At 45.9% G+C, this 25,905-nt stretch carries 21 protein-coding genes, 3 tRNA genes and 1 other RNA gene; 3 read left to right on the top strand and 22 right to left on the bottom strand.

Annotation, left to right across the window (positions count from 1 at the left end):
- Positions 1-59: 59 nt before the first annotated feature.
- The 6 genes from ACZ5V1_RS11370 to ACZ5V1_RS11345 form a co-directional block, all read right to left on the bottom strand.
- Positions 60-560: a universal stress protein gene (locus ACZ5V1_RS11370; RefSeq protein WP_464388935.1), complete on the bottom strand. Its 501-nt coding sequence runs from the start codon at positions 558-560 to the stop codon at positions 60-62.
- Complete coding sequence (locus ACZ5V1_RS11365; RefSeq protein ID WP_464388934.1) at positions 557-1,546, bottom strand: serine/threonine protein kinase; 990 nt, start codon at positions 1,544-1,546, stop codon at positions 557-559. Before ACZ5V1_RS11365 ends, ACZ5V1_RS11370 begins: the two co-directional genes overlap by 4 nt.
- A gap of 30 nt (positions 1,547-1,576) precedes the next feature.
- Positions 1,577-2,026, bottom strand: coding sequence for a DUF1499 domain-containing protein (locus ACZ5V1_RS11360; RefSeq protein WP_464388933.1), 450 nt, complete (start codon positions 2,024-2,026; stop codon positions 1,577-1,579).
- Positions 2,027-2,249: 223 nt separating this feature from the next.
- A complete protein-coding gene (locus tag ACZ5V1_RS11355) occupies positions 2,250-4,034 on the bottom strand; it encodes an amino acid ABC transporter permease (protein ID WP_464388932.1) in 1,785 nt (594 codons plus the stop codon).
- 122 nt (positions 4,035-4,156) lie between these two features.
- Positions 4,157-4,981, bottom strand: coding sequence for a transporter substrate-binding domain-containing protein (locus ACZ5V1_RS11350; protein ID WP_464387197.1), 825 nt, complete (start codon positions 4,979-4,981; stop codon positions 4,157-4,159).
- A gap of 92 nt (positions 4,982-5,073) precedes the next feature.
- Positions 5,074-5,805 (bottom strand): amino acid ABC transporter ATP-binding protein, encoded by a 732-nt coding sequence (locus tag ACZ5V1_RS11345; protein WP_160717176.1) that lies wholly within the window; start codon positions 5,803-5,805, stop codon positions 5,074-5,076.
- Positions 5,806-6,208: 403 nt separating this feature from the next.
- Here ACZ5V1_RS11345 and ACZ5V1_RS11340 point away from each other — a divergent pair, with 403 nt between their 5' ends.
- Positions 6,209-6,961, top strand: a complete 753-nt coding sequence (locus ACZ5V1_RS11340) for a hypothetical protein (protein WP_464388931.1) — start codon at positions 6,209-6,211, stop codon at positions 6,959-6,961.
- A gap of 59 nt (positions 6,962-7,020) precedes the next feature.
- Here the strand turns inward: ACZ5V1_RS11340 and ACZ5V1_RS11335 are convergent, their stop codons facing one another.
- From ACZ5V1_RS11335 to ACZ5V1_RS11290, 10 genes are all read right to left on the bottom strand, one after another.
- Positions 7,021-7,644 carry a TetR/AcrR family transcriptional regulator gene (locus ACZ5V1_RS11335; protein ID WP_464388930.1) on the bottom strand — a complete coding sequence of 208 codons (624 nt, stop codon included), beginning with the start codon at positions 7,642-7,644 and terminating at the stop codon, positions 7,021-7,023.
- 225 nt (positions 7,645-7,869) lie between these two features.
- Positions 7,870-7,964 (bottom strand) — tRNA-Ser (locus ACZ5V1_RS11330).
- Between the two features lie 129 nt (positions 7,965-8,093).
- The gene (locus ACZ5V1_RS11325; RefSeq protein ID WP_464388929.1) at positions 8,094-8,522 is read right to left on the bottom strand and encodes a cupin domain-containing protein; all 429 of its coding nucleotides are present in this window, start codon (positions 8,520-8,522) and stop codon (positions 8,094-8,096) included.
- A 228-nt stretch (positions 8,523-8,750) separates the two neighbouring features.
- Positions 8,751-8,845: transfer RNA gene (locus tag ACZ5V1_RS11320), tRNA-Ser, on the bottom strand.
- A 37-nt stretch (positions 8,846-8,882) separates the two neighbouring features.
- Positions 8,883-8,978, bottom strand: an RNA gene (ffs, locus tag ACZ5V1_RS11315) — signal recognition particle sRNA small type.
- Between the two features lie 21 nt (positions 8,979-8,999).
- Positions 9,000-9,094: transfer RNA gene (locus tag ACZ5V1_RS11310), tRNA-Ser, on the bottom strand.
- A gap of 659 nt (positions 9,095-9,753) precedes the next feature.
- The gene (locus ACZ5V1_RS11305; RefSeq protein ID WP_464387193.1) at positions 9,754-10,542 is read right to left on the bottom strand and encodes an enoyl-ACP reductase FabI; all 789 of its coding nucleotides are present in this window, start codon (positions 10,540-10,542) and stop codon (positions 9,754-9,756) included.
- 66 nt (positions 10,543-10,608) lie between these two features.
- The gene (locus ACZ5V1_RS11300) at positions 10,609-11,505 is read right to left on the bottom strand and encodes a phosphoribosylaminoimidazolesuccinocarboxamide synthase (RefSeq protein ID WP_464388928.1); all 897 of its coding nucleotides are present in this window, start codon (positions 11,503-11,505) and stop codon (positions 10,609-10,611) included.
- A 20-nt stretch (positions 11,506-11,525) separates the two neighbouring features.
- Complete coding sequence (gene hisD / locus ACZ5V1_RS11295; protein WP_464388927.1) at positions 11,526-12,833, bottom strand: histidinol dehydrogenase; 1,308 nt, start codon at positions 12,831-12,833, stop codon at positions 11,526-11,528.
- A gap of 118 nt (positions 12,834-12,951) precedes the next feature.
- Positions 12,952-14,370, bottom strand: coding sequence for an outer membrane homotrimeric porin (locus ACZ5V1_RS11290; protein ID WP_464388926.1), 1,419 nt, complete (start codon positions 14,368-14,370; stop codon positions 12,952-12,954).
- Positions 14,371-14,512: 142 nt separating this feature from the next.
- Here ACZ5V1_RS11290 and uvrC point away from each other — a divergent pair, with 142 nt between their 5' ends.
- Positions 14,513-16,363, top strand: coding sequence for an excinuclease ABC subunit UvrC (uvrC, locus tag ACZ5V1_RS11285; protein WP_464388925.1), 1,851 nt, complete (start codon positions 14,513-14,515; stop codon positions 16,361-16,363).
- 544 nt (positions 16,364-16,907) lie between these two features.
- Positions 16,908-17,195 (top strand): phage regulatory CII family protein, encoded by a 288-nt coding sequence (locus tag ACZ5V1_RS11280; protein ID WP_160717196.1) that lies wholly within the window; start codon positions 16,908-16,910, stop codon positions 17,193-17,195.
- 160 nt (positions 17,196-17,355) lie between these two features.
- Here ACZ5V1_RS11280 and mnmA read toward each other — a convergent pair whose 3' ends face one another.
- The 6 genes from mnmA to ACZ5V1_RS11250 all read right to left on the bottom strand — a co-directional run bounded on the left by mnmA (position 17,356) and on the right by ACZ5V1_RS11250 (position 25,833).
- Complete coding sequence (mnmA, locus tag ACZ5V1_RS11275; RefSeq protein ID WP_464388924.1) at positions 17,356-18,390, bottom strand: tRNA 2-thiouridine(34) synthase MnmA; 1,035 nt, start codon at positions 18,388-18,390, stop codon at positions 17,356-17,358.
- 439 nt (positions 18,391-18,829) lie between these two features.
- Positions 18,830-20,293 carry an Asp-tRNA(Asn)/Glu-tRNA(Gln) amidotransferase subunit GatA gene (gene gatA / locus ACZ5V1_RS11270; RefSeq protein ID WP_464388923.1) on the bottom strand — a complete coding sequence of 488 codons (1,464 nt, stop codon included), beginning with the start codon at positions 20,291-20,293 and terminating at the stop codon, positions 18,830-18,832.
- 18 nt (positions 20,294-20,311) lie between these two features.
- Positions 20,312-20,596 carry an Asp-tRNA(Asn)/Glu-tRNA(Gln) amidotransferase subunit GatC gene (gene gatC, locus ACZ5V1_RS11265; RefSeq protein WP_464388922.1) on the bottom strand — a complete coding sequence of 95 codons (285 nt, stop codon included), beginning with the start codon at positions 20,594-20,596 and terminating at the stop codon, positions 20,312-20,314.
- Positions 20,597-20,611: 15 nt separating this feature from the next.
- A complete protein-coding gene (locus tag ACZ5V1_RS11260; RefSeq protein ID WP_464388921.1) occupies positions 20,612-22,819 on the bottom strand; it encodes a penicillin-binding protein activator in 2,208 nt (735 codons plus the stop codon).
- A gap of 133 nt (positions 22,820-22,952) precedes the next feature.
- Positions 22,953-24,887 (bottom strand): molecular chaperone DnaK, encoded by a 1,935-nt coding sequence (gene dnaK, locus ACZ5V1_RS11255; RefSeq protein WP_464388920.1) that lies wholly within the window; start codon positions 24,885-24,887, stop codon positions 22,953-22,955.
- A 388-nt stretch (positions 24,888-25,275) separates the two neighbouring features.
- On the bottom strand, positions 25,276-25,833 hold the full coding sequence (locus ACZ5V1_RS11250) for a nucleotide exchange factor GrpE (RefSeq protein WP_464388919.1): 558 nt from the start codon (positions 25,831-25,833) through the stop codon (positions 25,276-25,278).
- Positions 25,834-25,905 lie beyond the last annotated feature (72 nt).

Below are 25,905 nucleotides of genomic sequence, written 5' to 3'. Positions count from 1 at the left end.
ACACACCCTAGTACGTTTGAATTAACCAAACGTACTAGGCATATGATATGTAAGGCTGGTTACTCACCCTTAGAGTTAACCACCCAGAGAGCACAGTCGGTAAACTGGCGGAGCAGGTCACTTGAAACACTTCCGAAGAGGAACTCTTCTTCTTTACTTATGTCTCGGCGTCCGATGACTACGGTGCCGTGGTTTCCTTCTTTCTGAATAGCAAGAATGTCGTCAGCTATGGATTCACCTGTCGTGCAGACTTTAGCGTCTTCGAAAGGTGAACTGCAGCTGATGATGTATTCATCATTAATTGCACTATCACTAATGTTGTTGCTGGCAAGCAGCCCTCGAGCCTTTGCCAGCTTTTGTTTGTAGTCAACGACAAGTTCAGCGCATTCAGCACGCCAACGAGCCTCAGATTCAAATAAATCTTTGTCTGGAAGCCTTTCGATAATGAGCAGCGTAACAAGTACGTCTGGAATGGATCGAATCATTCTGGCTGTGTACTCCACAGCTTCAAAAGAAGGCTTGGAAGAATCGAATGCCACAAGGATGTTGTAGATGTTCATACTTCAGGATACCTCCCACGGGCTGACTTAAATACGGGGAGTTCGTGAAAACATGTAAGCAGCGCGCTTACAAACTCCGTAACGGATGAATAAAAAACGCTATTTCTTGCCGAAAAGTGCATGCAGATATTGTTCAATGTGTCGGGAATATACGGATATCTTTTTTGAATGTTTGCCAGTCGGTGCGGCATTGCAAGTGCCATGTCTTCTGAAGTTAATGCTACGTTGATGTTCTGCTCTTGTGCGAGAACCTGTCTGGCGGTAATTTCCCGTTGTCCGACAAGTAATAGAAGAATGCTGCCAAGGCCGAATAAATCCAGTGCAAACGGATTATCCCGCAGCCCGAAAGTGTAGTCGAAATCAATCCAACGCCATTCTTTGGTTCCTGCCTCAACAAGCAAATGATCTCGCCTGATATCACCATGCTGTTCGTGATTTTGATGTAAATGATCAATGGCCTTAACGGCGCCAATAAATTTTGCAAAGTAGTCCGGAAAAATAGTATTGAAGTACTCTTCGTGCGACAGTTCAATACGGTCGAGTGCGATATCCAGTTCTGAACCGTGGATGATGTCTAGTATTCTGACACAGTTCCCTTTTTCATCCAGAACTGTCCTGCCCTGCATAAACCGCATATCTCCATCAACAAGCTCGAGTATTCTGGATTCCTTACGCGGGCTTCGATAGCAACTGGAGCTAATGCTTCCTATGGAAATGTCGAATTTTTCGTAAAATTCCAGCTTAATAATATGATGCTTCCCTGTTTCCAATTCCTTACATCGCTTCACCCAGTATTTTGGGTCTTCCAGTCCGAATCGTCTTTCAGACAGATTTTTGGTCACAAGATGGTGTTTGCCATCAAGGAGCATTACGTCACCATAATCAATGGACATAAACTCTGTGGTATCGGTGACGATTCTACCTGCACGTTTACGGGGAAACGTGGGAATGTAGTGCGTCACAATTTCGTAGGCACTTGTACCCATCGGTTGTCCTGTGTGAAGAGGGTGAAAAAATCAGCCTTCGAGCTCGTCTTCCATGTACCGTCGGATAGATTCGATACGTCTCCGGTTTACACCGAAATCGTACCAGCCAGTGCGTGATGCAGAACGCACATGGATTTTGTCGCCTGCAAAAAATAGTTCCAGATCATCTGTAAAACCAAAAAACATGGAGCGGATACTAACGCGGATATAGTGGCTTGCTTTTTCTTCCAGCTCAGCGTTGGGAAGCTGCTGAACGTATTCAACAAGCATAGGGAATATTGCAAGAGTACTTGCTGTGGGAACAAGCGGCTCTACGTAATGACTGTCGCTTTGGGGCAATTTACTGCAAACGCAGTTGGGAGAGATAGGGCAGGGGGAAAGGACATCATCAGATATTGCAACTTCAATCGTTTTGTCCAGAGTGGTTGCTGTGTAGTTGGTACTTTTGCTTGAAGAGCTGAATAAAGAACGAATTCGCATAGTTCACCTGCCTGTAAAAACTATAAGTTCTCTGAATGCGTATTGTGCCATGTGCAGGATTTAGGGCAAATGAAAGAAGGCAAAAAGGCGCATAATTCATAAAGTAATCAAGAGAAGAATGAAGCTAACTTCTTTGATGGCGGTTTTCACTTGGTAAAATCAAGATAACAAAAAAGCGCCCCGCAATAATTATTGCGGGGCGCTTTACGTGCAGTGAATCAGATTACATTTTCAAGTTAATCTGTTCCGGTGAGAGTTTCCTTTCAAGGTGCTTTGCGTACTTGGACATAAGCAAACAAGGGAGGAAGTATAGAACCGCTGCTGTTGTCCAAAGTTCCATTGATGCAATCATCAGTCGGTTATCGAGTGCTTTGGTTACAGAGGTAAGCTCCATTACGCCAAGAACAGTGACAAGTGATGTGTCCTTAAAGATTGCAATGAACAAACCTACAATTGGCGGGATCATTTGTTTCAGAGCCTGCGGGAGGATGATTTTGCGCATTGTCTGCCAGTAGGAAAGACCGGATGAGACCGCAGCTTCCACTTGTCCCGGAGGAATGTTCTGGATGCCGCCTCGTACAATTTCAGCAAGGTACGCTGCTGTAAAGAGCGTAAGCGCGATGGCTGCTGACCATACTGTGTTGATGAAGCTGTCAAACAAAACAGGGATGAGGAAGTATACCCAGTAGATTACAATAATCAGCGGGTTTCCTCGGATAAGTTCAATATAGATCAAGCTTGGAATGCGGAAGATGCGGTTTGTGGAGCTACGTCCAAGCCCGACAACAAGTCCGATAAAGAAGCTTGCAAAGATAGCAACAATGGCAATGATGAAGGAAAGGGAGAAACCACCCAGCCCCAGAAAGAGATCATCACCCGTTGCGTTCGGGAACTGCCATACCAGCATGGTTGGAAGCTCTTTAAAAATGACAGACCAGTCGAAGTTATAAAAGCCCTTAACCAGTGAGAACACCAGACCCGCAAGTATGAGAAGGAATGCACCTTTGCTGATAAGTACGAGTACTGTGTAGAGCTTTTTAAGAAGGAACTGGCTTGTATTTGCGGTGACTCCAGCCTGCATGTTTTTTCTGCGCCTTTGACGCAAAAACTGAGCAGCAGGGTGGAATAAAATTTTGTTTGCAAAGTTAATAGGAATAAGCAGCACGTTAATGAACATGACCGGCAGGCTGTTCTTTCCATTGCTTGAAGAACGGATACGTCCATCAACTCCGTTGATTACAAAAGCAATGACAAGAGAGAAGGACAGATACAGCACAGACGCTGCTGTAGTTGCTTCGAATCCCTTAAATGTAAGTGCTTCTACCTGCTGTGCCTGCCATGTGAGGTCTGCAACGCCTACAACCATAGCAAGGGAAGTGTTTTTCATGTTGTTAAGAAATTCACTGCCAAGAGGCGGAATAATTTCTCGGAATGCAAGAGGCAGAATGATCTTGCGCAGTACCTGAACATAAGAAAGACCGGAAGAATATGCTGCTTCAAGTAAGCCTTTGGGAATGGACTGGAGACCCGCGCGGATAACTTCTGCCATGAACGCACTGGTGTATATGCCGACGGCAAAGGTGGCTGTCCAGAATTCAAACTGCGTCTCAAAAAGAAGTTCTCTACCTGCTTCCGGCAACGCCTGCGGGAATGCGAAGTAGAAAAAGAACAGAATTACAAGCAGTGGCGTGTTACGGAAAAATTCTACAACACAGGTTGCTGTCCAGTTTAAAGGCTTAAAGTCCGAGAGGCGGGCAAGGCCGAGGGCTGTACCAAGGGTAATGCCAATGAGAGAACTGATTAGGGTAATTTTAACGGTAAGCCACAGACCATTCAGAATCTCAACACCGAAGTTGAGTTGGTAGGTCTCGTTGACAGTGAAAAGAATCGGCCACTGAAAGTCGTACCCGAAATCGAAGACCCAGCCCCAGTAATAGAGGCTGATAATGCCGAGCACAGCGAGAACTGTGTTCTGAACCCAAACTTTTTCCAACCAATAGCGTAGCATGAAATAACGAACCTTTTAGCAAATGGATGCAGCGTAATATGCCTACTGTTGTTGTGCGGCAGTGGTAAAACGTACGTCCGGCGCAAACCGGACGTACGAATAATGATCAGTAGATCAGACGCTTATGGCCAGAGTTCGATGGAACCGGACATAGGCATAGCGAAAGGAGTGTCTGCACCGTACCATTTGTTGTAAATGGCCATGTAGGTGCCGTCGCGCCACATATCCTGAAGACTGGCGTTAACAGCGTTGCGCAGGTTGGAATCGTTCTGTGGAAGACCGATGCCGTAAGGCTCGTCGGAAAGGAATTCGCCTACGAGCTCAAATTTACCAGGAGTTTTGGAGGCGTAACCAAGAAGAATTGTTGCGTCTGTGGACCAGCCGGCAACGCGACCCATCTGAAGAGCCTGGAAGCATTCAGATTCTTTCTGGAAGGAAATAACGTGTGCAGCAGGATTAGCAACACCCATAGCTTTAAGAGCACGTTTTACGTTAATTTCGGAAGTTGTACCCTGCATGGTAGCAATTTTTTTGTCTTTCATGTCGGCAAGAGTCTGGTATTTACCAGTCTTAGAGAGAACTTTCTGGCCGTCGAAGAAATATGTGATAGAGAAGTCGATGGACTTTTCACGCTCACGAGTGTGAGTCATGTTTGCAACAGATGCATCGATACGACCCTGCTGAATAAAGGCGATACGGGTTTTGTTGTTCACTTTTACACGTTCAATATCAACGCCAAGGCGTTTTGCAAGTTCGGTAGCAACATCATAGTCAAAACCAACCCACTCACCTTTGTCATTAAAGAATGCGCCAGGGATGGAGTCGGTCATGATGCCGATACGAATTTTCTTATCCTTCATGATACGGTCGTAAGACGGGCCGGCAAAAGCAACGGACGCCATCATTACGAGAGCCAATGTTAAAGCAAGAACTCTACTAATACGCATGGTCAACTCCCAGTTTCGGTGTATTAATTTCTACCGCAAAAGCGGTAAGCCTCCAGAATGACAAAAAAGCAAAATTACGAGCAGCGTCTCTACTAGTGAGACAAAATTTTGCTTAAGAACTCTTTACTACGGTCGTGCTGTGGATTGTTGAAGAACTCATGCGGAGTGTTTTCTTCTACTAAGATGCCTTCATCCATGAAGATAACGCGATCAGCAACCTCTCGGGCAAATCCCATTTCATGCGTAACGCACGCCATGGTCATACCTTCACGGGCAAGTGCTTTCATTACATCAAGAACTTCGTTGATCATTTCAGGATCAAGAGCGGATGTCGGTTCATCAAAAAGCATGATTTTTGGCTTCATAGCAAGGCCGCGAGCAATGGCTACGCGCTGCTGCTGTCCACCAGAAAGCTGGCTGGGAAACGCCCCCGCTTTGTCAGGAATATTTACTTTTTCAAGTAGTTCCATGCCAAGTCGGTCTGCCTCTGCACGAGGCATGTTGCGTACCATTGTAGGTGCAAGTGTCACGTTTTCCAAAACTGTCATATGCGGGTACAGATTGAATTGCTGAAACACAAAACCAATCTCTGCACGCAATGTTGTAAGGTCAAGACGTGGGTTATGAAGATCCATGTCGTCGACGATAATTTTGCCCTGCTGGATGGGCTCAAGTCTGTTTATGCAGCGAATAAGAGTTGATTTGCCAGATCCAGAAGGTCCACATATTACAACTACTTCGCCTTGTTTTATTTCAAGGTTTATGTCTTTAAGCACATGGTGGTCACTACCGTACCACTTATTCACTTGTTCGAAACGAATCACAGAGTACTCCAAATTGAAAACACAAAAATATTCAAGTCTCGTCTTCGCTGCTATCAGAAAAAAGCGTCAAAATGCAAACAAAAAGTAAGTTTTAACAAAATTGTAAACAAGAATCGGCAATCTGATTAATCACTCAAAAGTATGAAAAATAGCACCTTAGAGAGAAATCGAAAAGTGGATAACGAAAAAATGAAGATTTGAGCTGCAAAAATGCTCAGTATTTGTTGGCTATTCTTGTTATATATTGCTTTTTTTACACTCTTGTAAAGCTTGAGCATGTCGTGTTGAATTGCGGGTACTTATTTTTCTGTGCCACTTGGATGTCAAAAAAGAGGTGGTAGCAGGCAGGGGCTATATATGGTAGTTCCCCATCCAATAAAGGAAAGGAAAAAAAGGGTACCAAATGAAACAGTCGATGCAAACAAAGTGGGGTGATCTGTGTGGTGTTTTTGCCGCACAATGCCGATCATTCTGGATGATGTGGAGCATATGTCTGTTACTGCTCTTGAGTGCATTCTACGCTGCCGGTAGCGTGTTTGCGGCTATTGCGTTCGGTGGCATCCTGGGGTGTATCGGTGCGATGCTGTTAGGCGAAATGAGTGCATTTGTCCGTGATGGCGAGTTTGATGCCGCAAGTGCTGGAATCGCTATTTTGGCAGCAGTAATGGCTAGTGCAGGTTTTTTTGTACCGGTCAAATGGACAGTAGTGGCAGGATGTCTGCTCAGTTCCGGCTTGCTTTTCTGTTATCTTCTCAAACGTCTTGATAACGAGACGGGGATGAATATTCAGTCCGGCTTATGGCTTAGCTCTGTATTCACAGCAATGTTGTGCGTTTTTCTCTATGCGGGTCCGTTTGCTCAATTTGTGCATCTGGCCGCCTACATTCTCGCAGTTGGCCTCTATGGATTATTCCTGCTTAATTTGGCAAACGGTGCAGAACAGGGATTGCGAGCAGCATGGTATGTTGCTTTGATTATAGGCATTGCCAGCCTTGGCGGAACTGCATTTAACCTGCTTGAGATTGATCCTGATCCGGCGATCACATTTAGCGGTCTTGCTACAGGGCTTGGTTGCACTATGCTGTATTCCCCGATTAAGCAGCTGCTGGCGAAGATGGCGAAGAGGCACGAGGAAGATTGGAGAGATTTTTTATAGCTGCAAGTAATCAGCAAACACAAAAAAACCGCTATGAATTGTAGCGGTTTTTTTTATGACTAAGTGGCGGTGTGGTGCATCGTGTGTATGCGGACTGCAGCAATAACAGAGATAACGGCCTGTTGAGCTGTGAATTCGCGGGTCTCTTCTGGTTTCATGCTAACCATGAGAGCGAGATGCATTCCGAGATCGAGAAAAAATTTAATCAAGCGGTGTTCGAGAGTTGTATCAAAGCGTTCATGTATGGCTTGGTTAAGAGCCGTAAGGATTCGTTCGTCATGGTTTTTGTCTAGTTGTTTAACATGCTGATTCATTACGGATGCCTTAGTAAGCTCCACTGCAATGGCATGATCTTCGTTTGAGTGTCCTGAAATGTACTCTCTAAGCAGGTGGCCAAAGAAATCGTCAACACCTGACCAGGTTGTGCCATTTGTCAGCTGTGTGGTGAGGAACAGGTAAGATTCGTCCAGACGCTGTTGATAAAGCTGACTTATGATGTTTTCTTTGTCCGGAAAGTAGCGGTACACGGTCCCGATATTAAAGCCTGATGCAGCAGCAACGCGATTGGTGGTAAATCTTTCATAGCCTTGTGAAAGCAGTACGCGTTTAGAAGCTTCAAGAATGCTGTTGATAGTCGCGATCGCACGCTCTTGTTGAGGATTGGTGCGTAGCGTGTTGTTCATGTCTTGCTCCTTAGTGCCAAACTAATAGCCCGACAATTGCATTGACTCAAGGGGCATAGGGAAAACAAGCAAAAGGTTAATTCTACAGTTATGATAATTAGATGTAGATAATTCTAGTGAGGAGTACGGGGAGAAAGGAAAATTGATATGGGAAGTCTTGTCGGAGGTGGTTTAAGGATACAAAAAAAAGTCCAAAGCGTTAAGCTTTGGACTATAATTTCTATCTGGCGGAGAGGGAGAGATTCGAACTCTCGGTACCAGTTTTGCCAGTACACACGATTTCCAATCGTGCTCCTTCAGCCGGGCTCGGACACCTCTCCGCGTTGCGAATGTGTAGCTATCAAAGGTGTGGGGTGGTTGCAAGTAAAAAATGTAAAAAAGACGCATTCTGGTAAGATGAGCTTTTTGACAGCTTACTAACGGGTGAATGCTGATTTAAATAGATCGAGTTATAAGATATGGATTTTGTATTTTTCCGCAAAGCGCTTTTTATCAGCTTCAGAAATTTTGTTTAAGTTTAAGACTTCTCGTAAGAATCCTTCGGATGGACCTCCCGGTGCGTTGATTACTAATATGTGGCTATCAGTAAGCGCCTTGAAGCTTCGAAGTACTTGAGGGCCAGCGATGACTAAATCCCCCTCGGTGGTGGTGAGTGTTTCGTTGTTGATGGTAAACTCAACTTGACCCGAGATAGTATAGAAAATTTCATCATCAATTTCATGGTAATGAAGAGGGGCGCCATTTCCTTTTGTGAGAATGCTATCGAAGATGGATACCTTTCCATCCGTATCATTTCCCGTCGCAAGAAAGGCTATGTTTTCACCACTTCGTTGGCTGTAGGCTTCAGCTTCACCTTTTCTGATTATCTTGTATCTCATAAAGGCTTCCTCAAGTGTTATAGGTCATCAATCTCATGTTAGAGACTGAGGCGAACACTATTGTAGTCTACAATTGGGGAAACGCAAATTTTAATCTGACATTAAGGGGAGAGGTGTGTAGTCTTCTTGAGGATGTGGAGTGATTATGTATCTGGAATTGATAGGCTTGATGTGAGAATAAAAAAACCCCTTTGATTCATAGAATCAAAGGGGTTTATTGAAATCATCTGGCGGAGAGGGAGAGATTCGAACTCTCGGTACCAGTTTTGCCAGTACACACGATTTCCAATCGTGCTCCTTCAGCCGGGCTCGGACACCTCTCCGCGATGTGAAAAAGAAGGCACAAACATTTCTGCTTGCGCCTTCTGGGAGTCGGACACCCACATACAACTGCTACGGCTGCTTTCTCTCGAACCTGACCGAGTTGACAGCGTATATGCCGTCCGACTCCCTACTCAATTAGGGTAATTTTTGACGTGGCGGAGAGGGAGAGATTCGAACTCTCGGTACCAGTTTTGCCAGTACACACGATTTCCAATCGTGCTCCTTCAGCCGGGCTCGGACACCTCTCCACGTCGAGGTGGATAACTAGCAAACAGGATAGTACTTGGCAAGCGAAAAAGCAAAAAAAAATAAAAAAAGGACGGCAAAAGTGCCGTCCTACATTGTTATTTATTGTCGTGAGTATCGTTTTGGTCTTTCGGGGAGCCTCCCCGATGATGGCCGGGGCATCAGCCGCCGCCATTACGAATCATTTTCGCTAAAAAAAAGACTACGAAAATGAGTGCTAAGATAGAAAAAATATGACTCATTGAAAAACCTCCGAAGCTTCCAAAGCCTCCAAAAAATGAACATGACATTAGGTGTGCTACCTTGTTGTGAGTGATGCAACTGTGTTCATGTTATATCTACTGAGACAGGAGAGTCTCTGGTGTCCAGAAGCTCAACTGGTTTGCGTTAGAAGAACTCTAGAACAGGCTGAGTAGGAAATCAAATAAAAAGGGCGGCATAAATGCCGCCCTTTTACTAGCTATTTACAGTTGTGCTTTTTCTTGTTTGCAGAACCGCATGAGCATCCTGACGAGGAGCCTCCCCGTCCGTCAAAGCTAATGCCTCAACCCGAGGGTTTATGGCCTTTTGGAACAACTTTGATGCAGACGAGTGCTATAATTACTAGTCCCACTAGGGGAATTAGGTATCCAAGCATAGGGTCTCCTGAGAAGACGCTCCACTATTTCTTTTCTTCGTTTCTGATACCGATACCTACGGTGTGGTACCCACAGTCAACGTGGAGTACTTCACCGGTAACGCCGGCAGAAAGGTCAGATGCAAGGTACAGTGCGTTTTTACCAACATCTTGGATGGTAACGTTGCGCTGCATCGGAGCGTTTTCTTCGATGTAGTTAAGGATCTTACGGAAGCCACCGATACCGGAAGCTGCAAGAGTCTTAATAGGACCTGCGCTGATAGCATTGATACGTACATTTTTAGTACCAAGGTCAACAGCGAGGTAACGTACGCTAGCTTCCAGAGCAGCTTTTGCCACACCCATTACATTGTAGTTAGTAATAACTTTTTCAGAACCGTAATAGGACATAGTGATAATTGACGCATTGTCAGATAACAGATGCTCAAAAGCACCACAGACAGCAGTCAAAGAGTAAGCAGAGATGTCCATGGCAAGTTTAAAGCCATCTCGGGATGTGTTAATAAAACGTCCCTGAAGATCTTTACGGTCTGCGAAACCGATGGAATGAACAATGATATCCACACCACCCCATTTCTCTTCAACCAATTTCACTGCTGCAGCAATTTCTTCATCGCTGCTTACATCACACTGGAAGATGAAATCACCATTAAGCTCTTCACAGATAGGCTCAACGCGTTTTTTCAGAGCATCGCCAAGAAAGTTAAACGCTAATTTAGCGCCGTTTTCTTTGAATTCTTTGGCAATGCCGTATGCAATGCTTTTGTTGTTGGCAACGCCCAAAACGAGGGCTCGTTTCCCTTCAAGAAGCATATGAACTCCATTTCAGTTTGTCCGCAGGGTAGCGGACATCTTCGGTATTTATTGTGGTTGCACTCATTAGAGTAGCAGTGTTTGCTCTGTAAGTATAGTGTAGGCCTCAGCGTACTTTTTACCTGTTTCGGCAACAACTTCGTCTGGCAGAGCAGGAGCTGGCGGGGTCTTATCCCAGTCCTGTTCGCTGAGCCAGTTACGTAAGTACTGTTTGTCAAAGCTTGGCTGGCCCTGACCCGGGGTGTAGCTGGACTTAGGCCAGAAGCGGGAAGAGTCTGGAGTGAGAACTTCATCAATAAGGGTCAGTTCTCCATCAACCATGCCAAATTCAAATTTGGTATCGGCAATGATGATGCCTTTTTCTTCTGCGAAGTCACGGCCTTCAGAGAAAATGCGCAAACTTACATCTGCTACTTTTTCAGCAAGTTCTTTGCCGATCATTTCTGTAGCACGCTCTACAGAAATGTTTTCGTCGTGGTCGCCCAGTTCTGCTTTAGTGGAAGGGGTAAAGAGCGGAGTCGGGAATTTTTCAGACTCAAGCATACCTTCCGGCAGTTCATAGCCGCACACAGAACCGGTTTTGTTGTAGTCTTTCCAGCCGGAACCGGAAATGTGACCACGTACAATACATTCGATAGGAAGTGGCTTTGCTTTTTTAACAAGCACGGAGCGTCCTTCCAGTTCATCTGCATATTTATGCAGCGGTTCAGGGAAATCTTTTACGTCAGAAGCGATGAGGTGGTTGGCAATGATGTGCTCGAACTTTTTCATCCAGAAAAGGGTGATCTGGTTAAGGATAACACCTTTGTACGGGATAGGTTCTGCCATGATCACGTCGAATGCTGACATGCGGTCGGTAGTAATAATAAGCAGACTGGATTCATCAATTTCGTAGATATCGCGAACTTTACCGCGGGAAAGAAGCGGATAATCCGTAATAGTGGTCTTCGTAACGATTTTCATGTGAGAACTCCTGCAAGGGGCTATTTCTTTAAGCGGGTTTCTGCGGAACGGGCGTGTGCTTCCAGTCCTTCAAGACGTGCAAGACGCGCAATTTTTGGCGCATTCTTTTGCGTGAAGGAAGCAGACGCAGCAATAATGCTGGATTTTTTTGTGAAGGTTTCAACGGACAAAGCCGATGAAAAACGCGCAGTGCCATTGGTTGGCAGTACGTGGTTCGGGCCTGCAAAGTAGTCGCCGACAGGTTCCGGTGAGTTAGCGCCCATAAAGATAGCGCCAGCATTACGGATAGTCGGTAACAACGCCCAAGGATCTTCAACAATTATTTCCAGATGCTCAGGTGCAACACTGTTGGAAAGCTCCACTGCGGTAGCCATGTCCGGAGTAACAACAATAGCACTCCAGTCTTTAAGGGCTGTTGCGGCAATTTCATTGCGCGGGAGCAAACCGGTTTGCGTGCCAAGCTCTTCGCGAACAGCTTTAGCAAGCTGCTCATCGTCAGTAACAAGCATGGCGGAGGCAAGCGGATCATGCTCTGCTTGAGAGAGCATGTCTGCGGCAATCTGCACAGGGTTTCCGGTGTTATCAGCAAGAATAAGAATCTCGCTAGGACCGGCAACCATGTCGATGCCTACAGTACCGATAAACAGGCGTTTAGCGGTGGTCACAAAGATATTTCCAGGGCCGGCAATAACATCTACAGCAGGAATGGTGTCTGTGCCGTAAGCAAGGGCTGCAATTGCCCATGCGCTGCCACAGGCAAACACATTTGTAATGCCAAGATGATGTGCGGCTGCCAGGATATACTGGTTCGGAACGCCATCAGCACGCGGTGGTGATACAACGCAGATTTCTTCTACGCCTGCAACCTGTGCGGGAATAACGTTCATAAGCATACTGGAGATAAGCGGGGTGTCGCCACCTTGGCCGCCCGGAACATACAGTCCGGCTCGGTCAACAGGGCGAACAACCTGTCCCAAAATTGTTCCGTCTTCGCTTGTGGTAAACCAGGATTTCTCTTTCTGGTTTTCGTGGAACGTGCGGATATTGTGTGCAGCTTCTTTGATGATATCAAAATCTTCTGCAGGAATGTCTTGTGCAGCCTTTGCTAAGGTTGCTTCGGACACTCGCACCATATCTTCGGTAAACGAAGGGCAGTCAAACTTTTGCGTGTAATGAACAAGAGCCTTATCCCCTTCTGTATGCACATGATGCAGAATCTCACGCACCACAGGTTCAACAGAATTCTCAGGGTTATCCCGTCCAGCGAGAAGTTCCCTGATCCCCTTCCAATCCTCTTTGGACTGGTAGCTGATCATACGACAGGGCATACTGGCTCCTAATCAAATAAGGTTCATAAAACTAAATCCGACGCCCCATCCTTATAAGAGGGTGTCGGAAAAGTCGAGAGCATTACGGCGGTAAAAATGACACAGCAGAAGGTTTTATCTAGAACTGATAATCCCAAAGAAGTACGGCTCGGTAGGCATCACGGGTATCGGAAGTTCCCCAAACTTGAGGGTCTACCTCGATGTGGATATATCCGAGGCGTAAAATTATACTAAAGTTTTCGAACAGTTTCAGTGTGGTTTCAGAATCTATCTCAACAAGCCAATCTTTGTTGGTGAGATAGGTTCCCCAGTTGTTTCTATAGCCACCTTGAAGGAGCTCTGGAGAGAATCTGTTGTTTTTTACGGCATCCGTACTGTTAGTGCCATGCATGTACAAAAATTTGCAGGATGTTGTAAGGTCTTCAGTGAAAACGAGATCATCAATAACAAGTCCTAATGTCCAACGGCCTGTAGCGTCCTGAATAAGAAGTGATGATTCTGTTGTGATTGCGTACTTGTAATACCCGAAATCTGTAAGACCCCATTGGTTTGTTATAAAGGGCATTCTTCCTGCGCCGTTTTCATATGCATTGTCATCATCACCGCTTGCCCACCAACCAAGAATACCAACAGTCATGAAATTGAATGCCCAGTCTACCTCACCTAAAAGAACAGCACCTTGTCTGCTGGCAGAATCAGTGCCGCCATACAAGGTTCCCCACATAAGATCAGTTTTTACTGTTAGGTTGCGAACTCCGTGATATCGGCCAGAAAATCCCCCCCAAAACGCCCACGGGTTGCCTGAGAAATTAGAAAAGCCATTCCATAGCCCTATGTTGCCGCCATCGACCCATGCTGAACCTGGCGGGTCACCCGCTACATTTTTACCAAAATCACTCCATACAATATATGGTGTGAGAACATGATCGTCTGGAGCGAAGGTATAAGTGGCTGCAAAGATATCCATGGTTTCGTTTGAACGGGATTGGTTTAATCTGTCGTATGATCTGCCCCAAATGAAAGATCCGTTCATCTTGTCCGTAAATTCATATTGAAGAACCAAGGCGGCCAAGTTGTCATCAAGAATTATGGAGCCACCCACCTGATTAGGAAGGTGGACTGACGTGAGACCGGCTCGTGCCTTTAGTGGAATGTTTTCAGGTTCAACTTTCAGGAAGGCATAAGTTGTTTGTATGTTAACGCCGTCTGTGCCTATTTGACCGCCTTCAAACTCAGTACTTTCTTTATCAACACCCCAAAAGGTGTCGATTTCAAATAGCGCCATGGCGGAAACTACCTGATGTGGATTGAAATCAAACTGGAATCGGGAATATTGGGAAGCTCGGAAGTTGTTGTTGATGTCTCTGCCTGAGTATGGAGAAGCAAATCCCAGAAGAGAACCTGTTGACCATTGTGTGAACACTTGTAATGTTCCTGATGGGTGTATTTCCAGCGCAAGACATGGCGTCGCCAGATAGAGAAGTGAGGCGAGAGCAGTGCATACAATGATAATAGAAGTGAGATGCTTTTTTTTCATGGCATAAGGTGTTGAGATTAAAGTCTATCATTAAGCTATGTATCACTGATATAGATGGGAATGATATTTACGAAATGTCAGATTTATGCAGCTCAAAAAGCAACATTAGAATTCAACCGAGAAAGATGGTACACGAGTAATTATGGAACCTATCGATTTAAAAACGATTCCCGTTTCTCCGGGGGTCTATTTATATAAGGATGCGCACGGGCGTGTCGTATATGTGGGGAAGGCAAAACACCTACGTAAACGTGTTGCTTCGTATTTTCGTCCGCCGGAAACACAAACCCCTAAGACTCGGGCAATGCTGCGTCAGGCACAGACCATAACAACGTTGATCACTACGACGGAAAAAGAGGCATTGTTACTTGAGGCGAGCCTCATAAAGAAACATCGCCCTCGGTACAACATTTTACTCCGAGACGATAAGCAGTATGTGCTGTTTAAGTTGAATAAAAAGCATCGTTGGCCTCGGTTGACCCTCACTCGAAAGGTGTTGAAAGACGGCTCAAAATATTTTGGCCCATTTACGTCGTCCCATTCTGCATGGGAAACGCTAAAGGCTGTTCACAAAGTGTTTATGTTGAGACGATGTGCGGATAGAGCGTTTTCCAATAGAGTTCGTCCATGTCTGTACCATCACATAGGGCAGTGTCTTGCCCCGTGTTGTCTGGAAATTTCGCATGATGACTATTCGGAGCAAGTGCATCGCGTGGAGCTACTGCTTTCCGGAAAATCAAATGAGCTGGTGGAGATACTCTCCTCAAAAATGTATGCCGCGTCTGAATCTATGGATTTTGAAACAGCAGCGCAGCTTCGGGATCAGATTAAAGCGGTTGAAGTGACAGTGGAAAAACAGGCAGCTGTAATTCCGACTGCTCATGACATGGACGTTATCGGTCTTGGAGAAACTGACAAAGGGCTTGCGTTGGGAATTCTGTTTATCCGTGGTGGAATTCTTATCGACAAAAAAAATTACTTCTGGGCAGGACTCGGTCTCGAAGAAGCACCGGAATTGCTCCAGTCTTTTATTGCACAATATTATGGGGTGAATAGCTTTGTTCCGTCGCGTGTCGTTGTTCCATGGGGAAATGATGTACTCGGCGATGAAACTAACGCGGAACCTCTAGTTGCCCATGCTGAAGCGTTAACAGAGTTACGAGGAATGCTGGTTCGTGTGGCTCCGCCGCGTAACGACACTGAAAGTAAGCTTGTAACTATGGCTACAGCCAACGCTATCGATGATTCAAAAAATAAGCGCAATATCAGTCCCCTTACCATCCTTCAAAAGCGTCTGGGCATGGCGGAAGAGCCATACCGAACAGAAATTGTGGATGTGTCCCATACATCAGGAAAAGACACCAGAGTAGGGATGGTTGTTTTTGAAGGAGAATCTCCTGCTAAGAGCGAATACAGAACCTATGCCTTCACAGATGAGGAAGGTGGAGGGGATGACTATGGAGTGTTGGCACTGTGGATGGAGCGGCGCTTGAATTCAGGGCCACCATGGCCGGATTTGTTACTTATTGATGGCGGACGTGGTCAGCTGAATGCCGTTGTCAGTGTTTTGGAAGCTCATGGGCAGGGGGATTTATGTTCTGTTATCTCTATTGCGAAAGCTCGCAAGGATGAAACAGGTAGGGCAGACAGACGAAAGGGTAATATTGAAGACAGAATTTTTCTTCCCGGACGTTCAAATCCACTTCAGCTGAAAGCGGGTGCACCTGAACTGCTTTTATTGCAGCATATGCGAGATCTTTGCCACGATTACTCAATTGGCAGGCATAGAAAGGCGCGTGCAGGACGGGCATTGGCTGGTGAACTTCAGCGAATACCCGGCATTGGGCCTTCAATGGCGAAAAAATTATGGACTCATTACTCCTCAGTAAAGGAAATGGCTGCTGCTTCTGTTGCCGATTTGATGCAAATTGATGGCGTTGGAAAGAAAAAAGCGGAAGCAATATATGAAGGGCTTTCAGTTTTTAGAGGATAAGGGCTTTTTTTAAGCCTGATTCTGTAAGTGTTTGGGCGGAATAATGATGGTTGCACTTTCATTAATAACAGCTTTCCCCTTTGGCTATCCTATGAAAATCTTTTAATTAGTTGCAATATTGTGTAAAAAAGGGCTACAAGTAGTTTGGTCATATTTGCTGCACAGCAATAGACGAATAAATATTGCTCTAAAACTGGAATTAAGAGAATTGGTTAGAAAATAGGTTGAGTGTAGTTCAAATTGGCGCTATGTTAGCGTCCACTTACAATGTGAGATTAAACACTACTTTTTCAGAAACTTGCATCATGTGGATGGACGGAAACATTTTATTGATGTATCTGGAAAGTTGAGATTATATTTGGGAGTTTGTATAGGGTGTTGCTTTAACATGAACAGGAGGGGGATATTGCCGCGTTAGGCGTAGTGTGGCGATATACAAAGCACATGGTTTTTACACGTTCTGTCTAATGAGACCTCATATGGCGTATTGAGGTGTGTTAGAGCCTGGTGTGACTCCTCGTAGCAATGTGTAGGGAGAGTTATGATGCGTTCAGAGTTAACTAAGATTGTCCATGAACTGGTGTTAAACAGTCCAATTCCAGCAAAAGCACTCGCGAAAGAAATCGGCAAGCCGTATTCGACCTTGCTCCGCGAAGTGAATCCGTATGATGCCGGAGCTAAGTTGGGCGTTGAAACATTGATGGACATAATGAAGAAAACTGGAAACGTTGAACCATTAGAGTACATTGCTCAAGAAATGGGATTTGCGATTGTAGATCCAAAACTTATGGCAGAGCCGAGTGACACTGCTAATCTCGCCGAGATTGCATAGCGAGTAATCACTAATGCAATAGGCTGAGGTTGTCAGTCTCTGTCAATCTTTAAGAGACCTGTAGAAATACGGGTCTCTTTCTATTTTATACGTATAAAAAAGCTCCTGCTACAATGTCAGGAGCTTTTTTTGCGTGTTACTACACAGAGTTTTCGTTTTGTTACATAGAGCTTTCAATGATGCCGCCACCAAGAACAGTGAGGTCTTCATCATAGACACAGCAAACTTGTCCGCTTGCTGGGGGTGATTGAGGTTCATCGTAGGTAATGACCAGTATGTCACCTTGTTCACTGATGGATACAGGAATAGGCTGCTGACGGTAGCGAGTGCGAACAAGCAGTTTTTTACCCCAGAGTTCCTTAGCAACAAGAAAGTTCATGTTGCTTACGATGCAACCCGTAGAAAGCAATTCAGTCTTCGGGCCCACAATAAGTACGTTCTTTTCCAAATCTTTGCGGATAACATACAATGGCTCTTTCCACGCAATACCAAGGCCTTTACGTTGTCCCTCAGTATGCTGCCACAGTCCGTTGTGTTTACCAACTACTGTGCCGTCAGTAAGTTCCATATTGCCGCCAGTACCGAGCTTTGCACCTCTATCAATCAGGAATGCACGATAATCATCGTTCGGGACAAAACAAATTTCCTGACTTTCACTTGGGTATGCCGGAGCAATCCCACGTGCCGCTAAGTCGGCCTTAATGTCTTCTTTCTTCATTTTACCAAGCGGGAAAAGAGCCTTTTCCAATTGGTGCTTCGGTACAAGAGATAAAAAGTAGCTCTGGTCTTTTTTGGAATCAAGACCACGTGAAAGCGTGCGTCCGTAGACTGGATGATCTTCCAAAACAGCATAATGCCCAGTAGCAATCTGGTCTGCACCAAGTTTTTCTGCTTCGCGCAACAGCGCACCGAATTTCATGCTTGCATTGCATAATGCACAAGGGTTCGGAGTACGACCGTGTACGTATTCATCCATGAAAGGGGCAACAACACATCGTTCGAACTCTTCATGCAGGTCTACAGCATGAAATGGAATATCCAGCGCTGCGCACATGGCATCAATCGCGTCTTCTCTTTCTTTGCAGGGAGCAAGAAAGTGTGCGTGAAGTGCAAAAATGTCGTGTCCCTGTTCTTTCAATGTGAGCAGAGCGTACAAAGAATCTGTTCCGCCGCTTACTGCAACTGCAATGGTCATTTGGTATTCCTGAACGTTTTTTGGTGCCTTCGGCGAGGGGGCTCCGCCCTCCACCCGCAAGGGGGACGCCCCCTTGACCGCGATTATGTGTTATGACCTATCTATCTTTATGAAAATATTTGGTCATAAAAAAATTTTAAACTTTTGTTTATCAATGTAATAGTGCGCCTACTACCAGCTAACCTCATATCATTGATGACAACTACTTTTAGGTTAATAAGCTAGCGTACTGTGTGAACCTTAACTTTTACCAAGCTTACCCCCCACCCCTAAATAGGGTCAAGGGGCGAGCCCCTTGCGGGTGCAGGGCAGAGCCCTTGCCCCTCGGAGAGCTGTCGGAGACCCGCCAGAGGCAAATCAAAGACTCATGAATAAACAAAGGGAAGCCTGCAAGCAGACTTCCCTTTAGTGTATCATAATTATGGTCAGGCGAAGTTAGCTATAATCCAGCTGGAGTTCCAAGCTGTTCGGTATTTTTCTCAAGAAGTGACGCAACTCCGTAGAGGGTCGCTTCGTCGAATTCTTTACCGAGGAGCTGAAGACCTACCGGCATCTTGCTATCTGCCCCTAAGCCTACTGGAAGGGACAAGCCCGGAAGCCCAGCAAGGTTGAGGGAGATGGTGTAGATGTCCAAGAGGTACATCTTGAGCGGATCGCTGGTAAACTCGCCAACTTTCCACGCTGTCACTGGCGATGCAGGACCAACAAGCACATCACATTTTTCCAGAGCGTTCTGGTAATCTTCGCGGATAAGGCGACGAACCTGTGCAGCTTTTTTGTAGTATGCATCGTAGTAGCCGGAGGAAAGGACGTAGGTGCCAAGCATAATGCGGCGTTGCACTTCATCCCCGAAACCTTCGGAACGAGACTTTACGTAGATGTCGAGCAAGTCTTCTGTATCTTCGCTGCGGAAGCCGTAACGTACGCCATCAAAGCGGGCGAGGTTGGAACTGGCTTCTGCCATTGCGATAATATAGTAGGTCGCGATTGCGTATGAAGAATGCGGAAGTTCAACTTCCACAAGCTCTGCACCGAGCTCTTGCAGTTTGTTCACTGCTGCACGACATGCAGATTCCACTTCACCATCAAGACCTTCTGCCCAGAATTCTTTAGGAAGACCGACTTTAAGACCTTTAAGGTCTTTGCGGTTTAACGCTGCAAGATAGTCGTCTACAGGCACGTCCACACTGGTGGAATCTCTTTCATCGTGTCCTGCAATTACTTGTAACATGCGTGCGTTGTCTTCAACAGAACGGGTCATTGGTCCAATCTGGTCAAGAGAGGAACCGTAAGCAACCATGCCACGGCGGGAAACACGACCATAGGTCGGTTTAAGCCCAACGCAACCACAGAGACTTGCAGGCTGACGGATTGAACCGCCAGTATCGGTACCGAGAGTGCCGAAAACCTGAGATGCGGTTACTGATGCAGCGGAGCCGCCTGAAGAACCACCAGGGACTTTAGTAAGATCCCAAGGGTTTTTGGTTGCTTTAAATGCTGAGTTCTCAGTGGAAGAGCCCATGGCGAATTCGTCCATGTTTGCTTTACCAAGAAGAACTGCACCAGCTTCTTTCAGCTTTGCGATTGCGAAAGCGTCATAGAAAGGCTCAAAGTTTTCAAGAATCTTAGAACCGCAGGTAGTTTTAGTACCTTTGGTACAGAGAAGGTCTTTAACTGTAAGCGGCACACCCCAGAGAGGTTTGCTAGCATCGGGACCTGCTGCGTCCATAGCACGAGCCTGCTCACAGGCTTCTTCAGCCTGAACAGAAATGAGTGCCTGAATGGACGGTTCGGTTTCTTCAATGCGTTTAATGCACGCTTCTACTACTTCAGTAACAGTAAGCTCTTTTGCAAGCAGCTGGGAGCGGATTTCACTCAGGGATTTTTCGTACAAAAATGACATGTGGTAGAGACTCCGCCGTTAAACAATCTTAGGAACGATAAAGAACTTGCCATCTGTTTCCGGTGCATTGGAAACAATGTCTTCGCGTGCAAAGCGTTTTACTGCTTTGTCTTCACGTAAAGGTGTCGGCTGTTCTACAGGACTGTACAACGGTTCGGTACCGGCGGTGTCTAGCCCATTCAGGGTGTCCATGTACGCAAGAATATCTTCAAACTGGCCTGCGAACAGGCGCTGTTTTTCATCATCGAGTTCAAGTCGGGCCAGCTTAGCAATTTGTGCTACCCGTTCTGGAGTAATACTCATCGAGGTCGTCTCCGGTTATTGAGAAGTGGCTGGTGTAGTTTCGAAAGAGAACAGGCCGGATTTTTTTCTCTCGGCAGTTTCAATGGATCGTGCCTTGTCGATAGCAACCTCTTGCTGTCTGCGGTACTCAAGCACAGAAACTCCAAGTTCTTCAGCTTTTTTTGTATCTGCCTGATCCATCATCATCTGGATGCGCTCATCGTGACGAGTTCGTACGGTGTTAACGCGGTTTGCAAATGATTCAGGATTTACTGGTACAAAACCGTTTCTGGAAGGACGGAACAAGAACAGATTTTCTGAAGCGTTGCCATCTTCGTCCCATGAGATCGGAGCAATACTCCAGTCCATGTTCTGTGCAGAGGCAAGTTTTTCATTTACTGTGTCGTCATCCCAGTCAGAAGGCATGGAGCCCATGCCCGCTGCGAGGCGGATAAAGTCATATCCAAGACCAACCCATGCATCCGGCTTGCCGAGACCTGCATCATTCATTGCCTGTACCAGCTGCTTGGAAGCTTCGGTAGGTGTGAATGGATTCCACATGCCCGGGAATACTGCTAACTTGTAGTAGCGAGATTCTAGCTTTTTGCCTGCGGATAATCCCTGTTCCCATAATGTAGGGCCAAGGAATACTGCACGGTCTTCCTGATGGAAGAAGAAGTGAGGAATGATGGATTCCATATTCTTCCAACTATCCGGAAGGAACACAGCCTTAAATGCCGGTCTGTATGGCATATCTTTGTATTGGCCTGTGCTCATCTTGGAGTTCAATTGATCTTCAAAAGTCCCATTGTCTGCTTGGAATTCTTTGTTTTCCCGATCGCTTTTAATGAGAATATTTTTTACGTCTTTGGACCAGCCTCGCGGCTCGTTTGGTGCATAGCTAGCTGTCATAACAGGAGACTGAGTCTGCTCCTGTGCGCGTTCTGTAAATAGCTCCGCCATTTTTCTACCGTAATTTTCATTAGGGTAGAGTGCTGCGAAGTTATTAATACCTAGATCAAACTGCGCGAAGTTGAGCAGGGTTTGAACTTGGTCTTTAGGGCTTGAGAAGAATCTCCAGCCATCTTCTCCTTCTGTTCCTGCTGGAAGAGAAGAAAGGAAGCTGAAGAACGCATGTTTTTCTGTAAGGTCACGATCATGGATTTTGCGGAAAATATCTTTTCGCAGTGGACCACCTACAATTGTGAAGCCTTCAGGCAGTTCTGCAAGCTCCTGTTCCCATGTCGGGGACTCGGTATTAATAACTTTCAGTGCAAAGTTATGACCGCTGTTAGTTAATTGCCAGTGCGCAATGCCTGCACCACGAAGAATTTTCCAGCCGATAGTGCCGTAAGGTCCGGTAAGTGGCAGTGCAAGTGCAATGCCCTGTGCTGGTTCACCGAATTCCTGCTGCAATGGAGCCAGCACGGAGTCGATAATAGTCGGGTCTGCCAACTTACCTAACGCACGAAGACGTTCGATAGCTGCCCATGCAGACGGCCAGTTCTGCTCATCACCTGCAGCGCGGCGCGCTTTTTCAAGCAGGATAAGAGAGTATGGGTACGTAATTTCGTTTTGCGGAGTAAGATACCCGGCAAGGGTACCAAGCAACTGTGCATCAACTCCGTTTAACTCTGAAAAGAGTCGGCGTTCAAGTGCAGCTTTGTATTTGGTATTTGGTGCTTTTGCATACAGATCTTCAAGCGACGTAAGTGCAGCGCCTGTATTGCCTTTTTTCCACTCAATTCCAGCAAGGAGCAGAGCAGCGTTAGCACGCAAACCCCAAGGTTTGGATGTGTTTCTGTAGGTGGATTCAAGAATAACAAGGGCTTTATCCTGCGGGAGTTGCTTAATAGCTAAAACCCACGCATCCTGCCATTCAGTGCTGTCGATCGCACCGGGCTGGCTTGACTGCCACTTGTCCAGAGCCTGTAATCCGAGGAAAGCTTTTCCGCTTTTAATTGTGCTCAGCGCGAAATAGCGCCACGCATTGCGTTTTTCTGCTTTAGACAAGTTCGGCTTTTGCAGAACTCTGTCATAAAGTGAGCTGGCTGTAGTGAAGTCTCCGCTGTCGTAGGCAACTCGAGCTTGCTTGGAAAGCTGATTCTCTGCGCCTCTTGAAGGAGTAGCTTGCGGAGTTACGATAAGTTGCTTCCCACAGCCTGTAAGGGAAGCTACTGTCAGTGTCATAACCAGAAGTGTAAAAATTACACCACGTAATGATAAGGAAGATGTATATTTCATAAAAATACCGTATAAAAAAAATGGCCTGATCCGCATAATTGCGAATCAGGCCAAGTTAATCATAACAACCGGCAAATGCAAGGGCATGATGCGGGTAAGTGGTGTTATTCCCCGCTTGCCGGAAATTTAATAATTATTTTACTTCAGTGTAGTCAGCATCGACAACATCTTCGTCGTCTTTTTTCTGCTGAGCACCGGCATCAGCGTCTGGGCCAGCGCCACAACCGCCGCCTGCACATCCGCCTTCAGCACCCTGAGCCTGCTGAGCGTAAAGCTGCTCTGCAAGCTTGTGTGAAACCTGAGAAAGCTCTTCAGTAGCGGCTTTAACAGCTTCTACGTCAATTTCTTCAGCTTCGAGAAGTTTTTTAAGGGCTTCTGCTTTGCCTTCGAGATCTGCTTTCAATTCAGCATCAAGTTTATCACCGAGATCATTGATTGATTTCTCGGTTGTGTAGATAAGAGTGTCTGCCTGGTTGCGAACTTCGATCGCTTCCTGCTTTTTCTTATCTTCATCAGCGTGTGCTTCTGCTTCTTTAACGAGGTTGTCAATTTCCTCGTCAGAGAGACCTGAAGAAGCGGTGATGCGGATAGACTGTTCTTTACCGGTGCCAAGGTCTTTAGCGGATACGCTTACAATACCGTTAGCATCGATGTCGAAAGTAACTTCGATCTGTGGAACGCCACGTGGAGCTGCTGGAATACCAGTCAGTTCGAAACGACCGAGAGTCATGTTGTCAGTCGCCATTGGACGCTCACCCTGCAGTACGTGAATTGATACTGAAGGCTGGTTGTCAGCAGCGGTGGTAAATGTCTGAGATTTCTTGGTAGGGATTGTGGTGTTACGCTCGATGAGCTTAGTAGCCACGCCGCCAAGAGTTTCAATACCGAGTGAAAGCGGGGAAACGTCGAGGAGAAGAACGTCCTTAACGTCACCAGCAAGGATACCACCCTGAATTGCTGCACCCATAGCAACAACTTCGTCCGGGTTAACAGAGCGGTTAGGCTCTTTACCGAAGAAGTCAGAAACAATTTTCTGTACGAGAGGCATACGAGTCATACCACCAACGAGAATTACTTCGTCGATGTCGCCCGGTTTGAGGCCTGCGTCAGCAAGAGCTTTTTTGCAAGGGCCTTCGGTGCGTTTGATGAGGTCTGCTACGAGAGTCTCAAGTTTTGCACGGGAAAGCTTAAGCATAAGGTGCTTAGGACCAGTCTGGTCAGCGGTGATGAACGGCAGGTTGATTTCAGATTCCATGGAAGTGGAAAGGTCTTTCTTCGCTTTTTCTGCTGCTTCTTTAAGACGCTGCAGAGCCATACGGTCAGTTGAAAGATCAAGGCCGCCATTTTCGTTTTTGAACTCTTCAACAAGGTAGTTGATGATAGCGAGGTCAAAATCTTCACCACCGAGGAAGGTGTCACCGTTAGTTGCAAGAACTTCAACTACGTTGTCGCCAACTTCGAGAACGGAAATATCGAATGTACCGCCGCCAAGGTCAAATACGGCGATTTTTTCGTTTGCTTTTTTATCGAGACCGTATGCAAGGGAAGCTGCAGTAGGTTCGTTAATAATACGTTTAACTTCAAGACCGGCAATTTTGCCTGCATCTTTAGTAGCCTGACGCTGGGAATCGTTGAAGTAAGCAGGAACAGTAACAACTGCTTCAGTAACTTCTTCACCAAGGTATGCTTCAGCATCAGCTTTAAGCTTGCCAAGTACCATTGCTGATACTTCAGCAGGGGAATAGCTACGGTCTTCGATTTCAACGTACGCTTCGCCGTTTTTACCCTCTACGATTTTGTACGGAGAGTGGGAAGCCCAACGCTGTACTTCAGGAGTGTTAAACTGACGACCAACAAGGCGTTTAATTGCAAAGATAGTACGCTCAGGGTTGGTTACAGCCTGACGTTTAGCAATATCGCCAACGAGACGTTCTTTATCGGTGAAACCTACAATAGAAGGTGTTGTGCGGCCACCCTCTGGGTTGGTTACGCACTTAGGATCTTTACCTTCCATGATGTAGACACAAGAGTTAGTTGTGCCAAGGTCGATACCAATAATTTTACCCATGTTCAAACCTCCTCATGAGAAAACTCTCACGAATATTATCTTAAATTATAAAGAACCAGAATGGTCTGGCTTTTAGTCTTTGATGTTCCAAAATTTAAGCACGTTTTTTTTACGTGCAAGGGGCATTTGTTATTTTTTTTGTCCAAACTTGGGATAAGTAATGCTTTATACTGATGATATCAAGTTTAAAAATGTAGTATGTCAGTATGTTATGTGTCTTTTGGAAATCTGTAAAAAAAACTGAAAAAGTTGAGAAAACATTGCTGGACGATCAAGCAACCATGCATTCTTACCATATTTTCATCATATAAAAAATGGCTGACGGTAAAAACCGGCAGCCATTGAGTACATAATAATGCGTGTGCACGCAGAATTGTTTATCAGCGAACTATTTTCCGCCGGAAACAATAACTTTCGCAGGACGCAGGAGGCGTTCTTTAAGTTTGTATCCACGCTGCATTACTTGCTTAACGTGGCCTTCAGCAACTTCGGTACAATTTTCCTGACCTACAGCTTCGTGCACTTCAGGGTTGAACTCTTCATTTTTGCTGCCGAGTGGGCAAAGGCCATGGCGTTCGATAGCATCAAGGAGAAGCTTCTGGGTCATTTCAACGCCAATGAGCATGTTCTCACAACCTTCAAGGTTGCGACCATAGTCGATGGCGAGCTGAAGGTTGTCCAGAGTAGGGAGCAGATCGCTCAGCACAGATTCAGTTGCATACTTGAACTGTTCTTCGCGTTCACGCTGGAGGCGTTTTTTAAAGTTTTCCATCTCTGCGAGGCAGCGGAGGCGAACTTCTTCAGCATCCTGCATGGTGTTACAGTCAGGACAAACACGATCTTTTGCAAGCTTCTGTACTTCTTCGTTAGAGAGTACAATTTCAGTAGCTTGTTCCTGCTCAGTGGTCTCTGCTGTTTCTTCTGATTTCACAGTATCTTCACCCATTCTGTTAGCTCCTTATATCCTTATGCTGCTTTACAGTAATAGTAAAAGCAGTGACGAATTTTTAGTGCAAAT

The sequence above is a fragment of the Halodesulfovibrio oceani subsp. galateae genome (genome assembly GCF_055397225.1).
This window is presented reverse-complemented; position numbering and strand designations above follow the sequence as displayed.

What these genes read in the sequence shown, in the direction of transcription:
- ACZ5V1_RS11325 (WP_464388929.1), bottom strand. Translation starts at nt 8,522, where the DNA reads ATGAGATACAAGATAATCAGAAAAGGTGAAGCTGAAGCCTACAGCCAA.
- ACZ5V1_RS11350 (WP_464387197.1), bottom strand. Translation starts at nt 4,981, where the DNA reads ATGCGTATTAGTAGAGTTCTTGCTTTAACATTGGCTCTCGTAATGATG.
- ACZ5V1_RS11355 (WP_464388932.1), bottom strand. Translation starts at nt 4,034, where the DNA reads ATGCTACGCTATTGGTTGGAAAAAGTTTGGGTTCAGAACACAGTTCTC.
- ACZ5V1_RS11360 (WP_464388933.1), bottom strand. Translation starts at nt 2,026, where the DNA reads ATGCGAATTCGTTCTTTATTCAGCTCTTCAAGCAAAAGTACCAACTAC.
- ACZ5V1_RS11250 (WP_464388919.1), bottom strand. Translation starts at nt 25,833, where the DNA reads ATGGGTGAAGATACTGTGAAATCAGAAGAAACAGCAGAGACCACTGAG.
- ACZ5V1_RS11290 (WP_464388926.1), bottom strand. Translation starts at nt 14,370, where the DNA reads ATGAAAAAAAAGCATCTCACTTCTATTATCATTGTATGCACTGCTCTC.
- ACZ5V1_RS11365 (WP_464388934.1), bottom strand. Translation starts at nt 1,546, where the DNA reads ATGGGTACAAGTGCCTACGAAATTGTGACGCACTACATTCCCACGTTT.
- uvrC (WP_464388925.1), top strand. Translation starts at nt 14,513, where the DNA reads ATGGAACCTATCGATTTAAAAACGATTCCCGTTTCTCCGGGGGTCTAT.
- ACZ5V1_RS11335 (WP_464388930.1), bottom strand. Translation starts at nt 7,644, where the DNA reads ATGAACAACACGCTACGCACCAATCCTCAACAAGAGCGTGCGATCGCG.
- ACZ5V1_RS11340 (WP_464388931.1), top strand. Translation starts at nt 6,209, where the DNA reads ATGAAACAGTCGATGCAAACAAAGTGGGGTGATCTGTGTGGTGTTTTT.
- ACZ5V1_RS11280 (WP_160717196.1), top strand. Translation starts at nt 16,908, where the DNA reads ATGCGTTCAGAGTTAACTAAGATTGTCCATGAACTGGTGTTAAACAGT.
- ACZ5V1_RS11300 (WP_464388928.1), bottom strand. Translation starts at nt 11,505, where the DNA reads ATGAAAATCGTTACGAAGACCACTATTACGGATTATCCGCTTCTTTCC.
- ACZ5V1_RS11305 (WP_464387193.1), bottom strand. Translation starts at nt 10,542, where the DNA reads ATGCTTCTTGAAGGGAAACGAGCCCTCGTTTTGGGCGTTGCCAACAAC.
- gatA (WP_464388923.1), bottom strand. Translation starts at nt 20,293, where the DNA reads ATGTCATTTTTGTACGAAAAATCCCTGAGTGAAATCCGCTCCCAGCTG.
- ACZ5V1_RS11260 (WP_464388921.1), bottom strand. Translation starts at nt 22,819, where the DNA reads ATGAAATATACATCTTCCTTATCATTACGTGGTGTAATTTTTACACTT.
- ACZ5V1_RS11370 (WP_464388935.1), bottom strand. Translation starts at nt 560, where the DNA reads ATGAACATCTACAACATCCTTGTGGCATTCGATTCTTCCAAGCCTTCT.
- dnaK (WP_464388920.1), bottom strand. Translation starts at nt 24,887, where the DNA reads ATGGGTAAAATTATTGGTATCGACCTTGGCACAACTAACTCTTGTGTC.
- hisD (WP_464388927.1), bottom strand. Translation starts at nt 12,833, where the DNA reads ATGCCCTGTCGTATGATCAGCTACCAGTCCAAAGAGGATTGGAAGGGG.
- mnmA (WP_464388924.1), bottom strand. Translation starts at nt 18,390, where the DNA reads ATGACCATTGCAGTTGCAGTAAGCGGCGGAACAGATTCTTTGTACGCT.
- gatC (WP_464388922.1), bottom strand. Translation starts at nt 20,596, where the DNA reads ATGAGTATTACTCCAGAACGGGTAGCACAAATTGCTAAGCTGGCCCGA.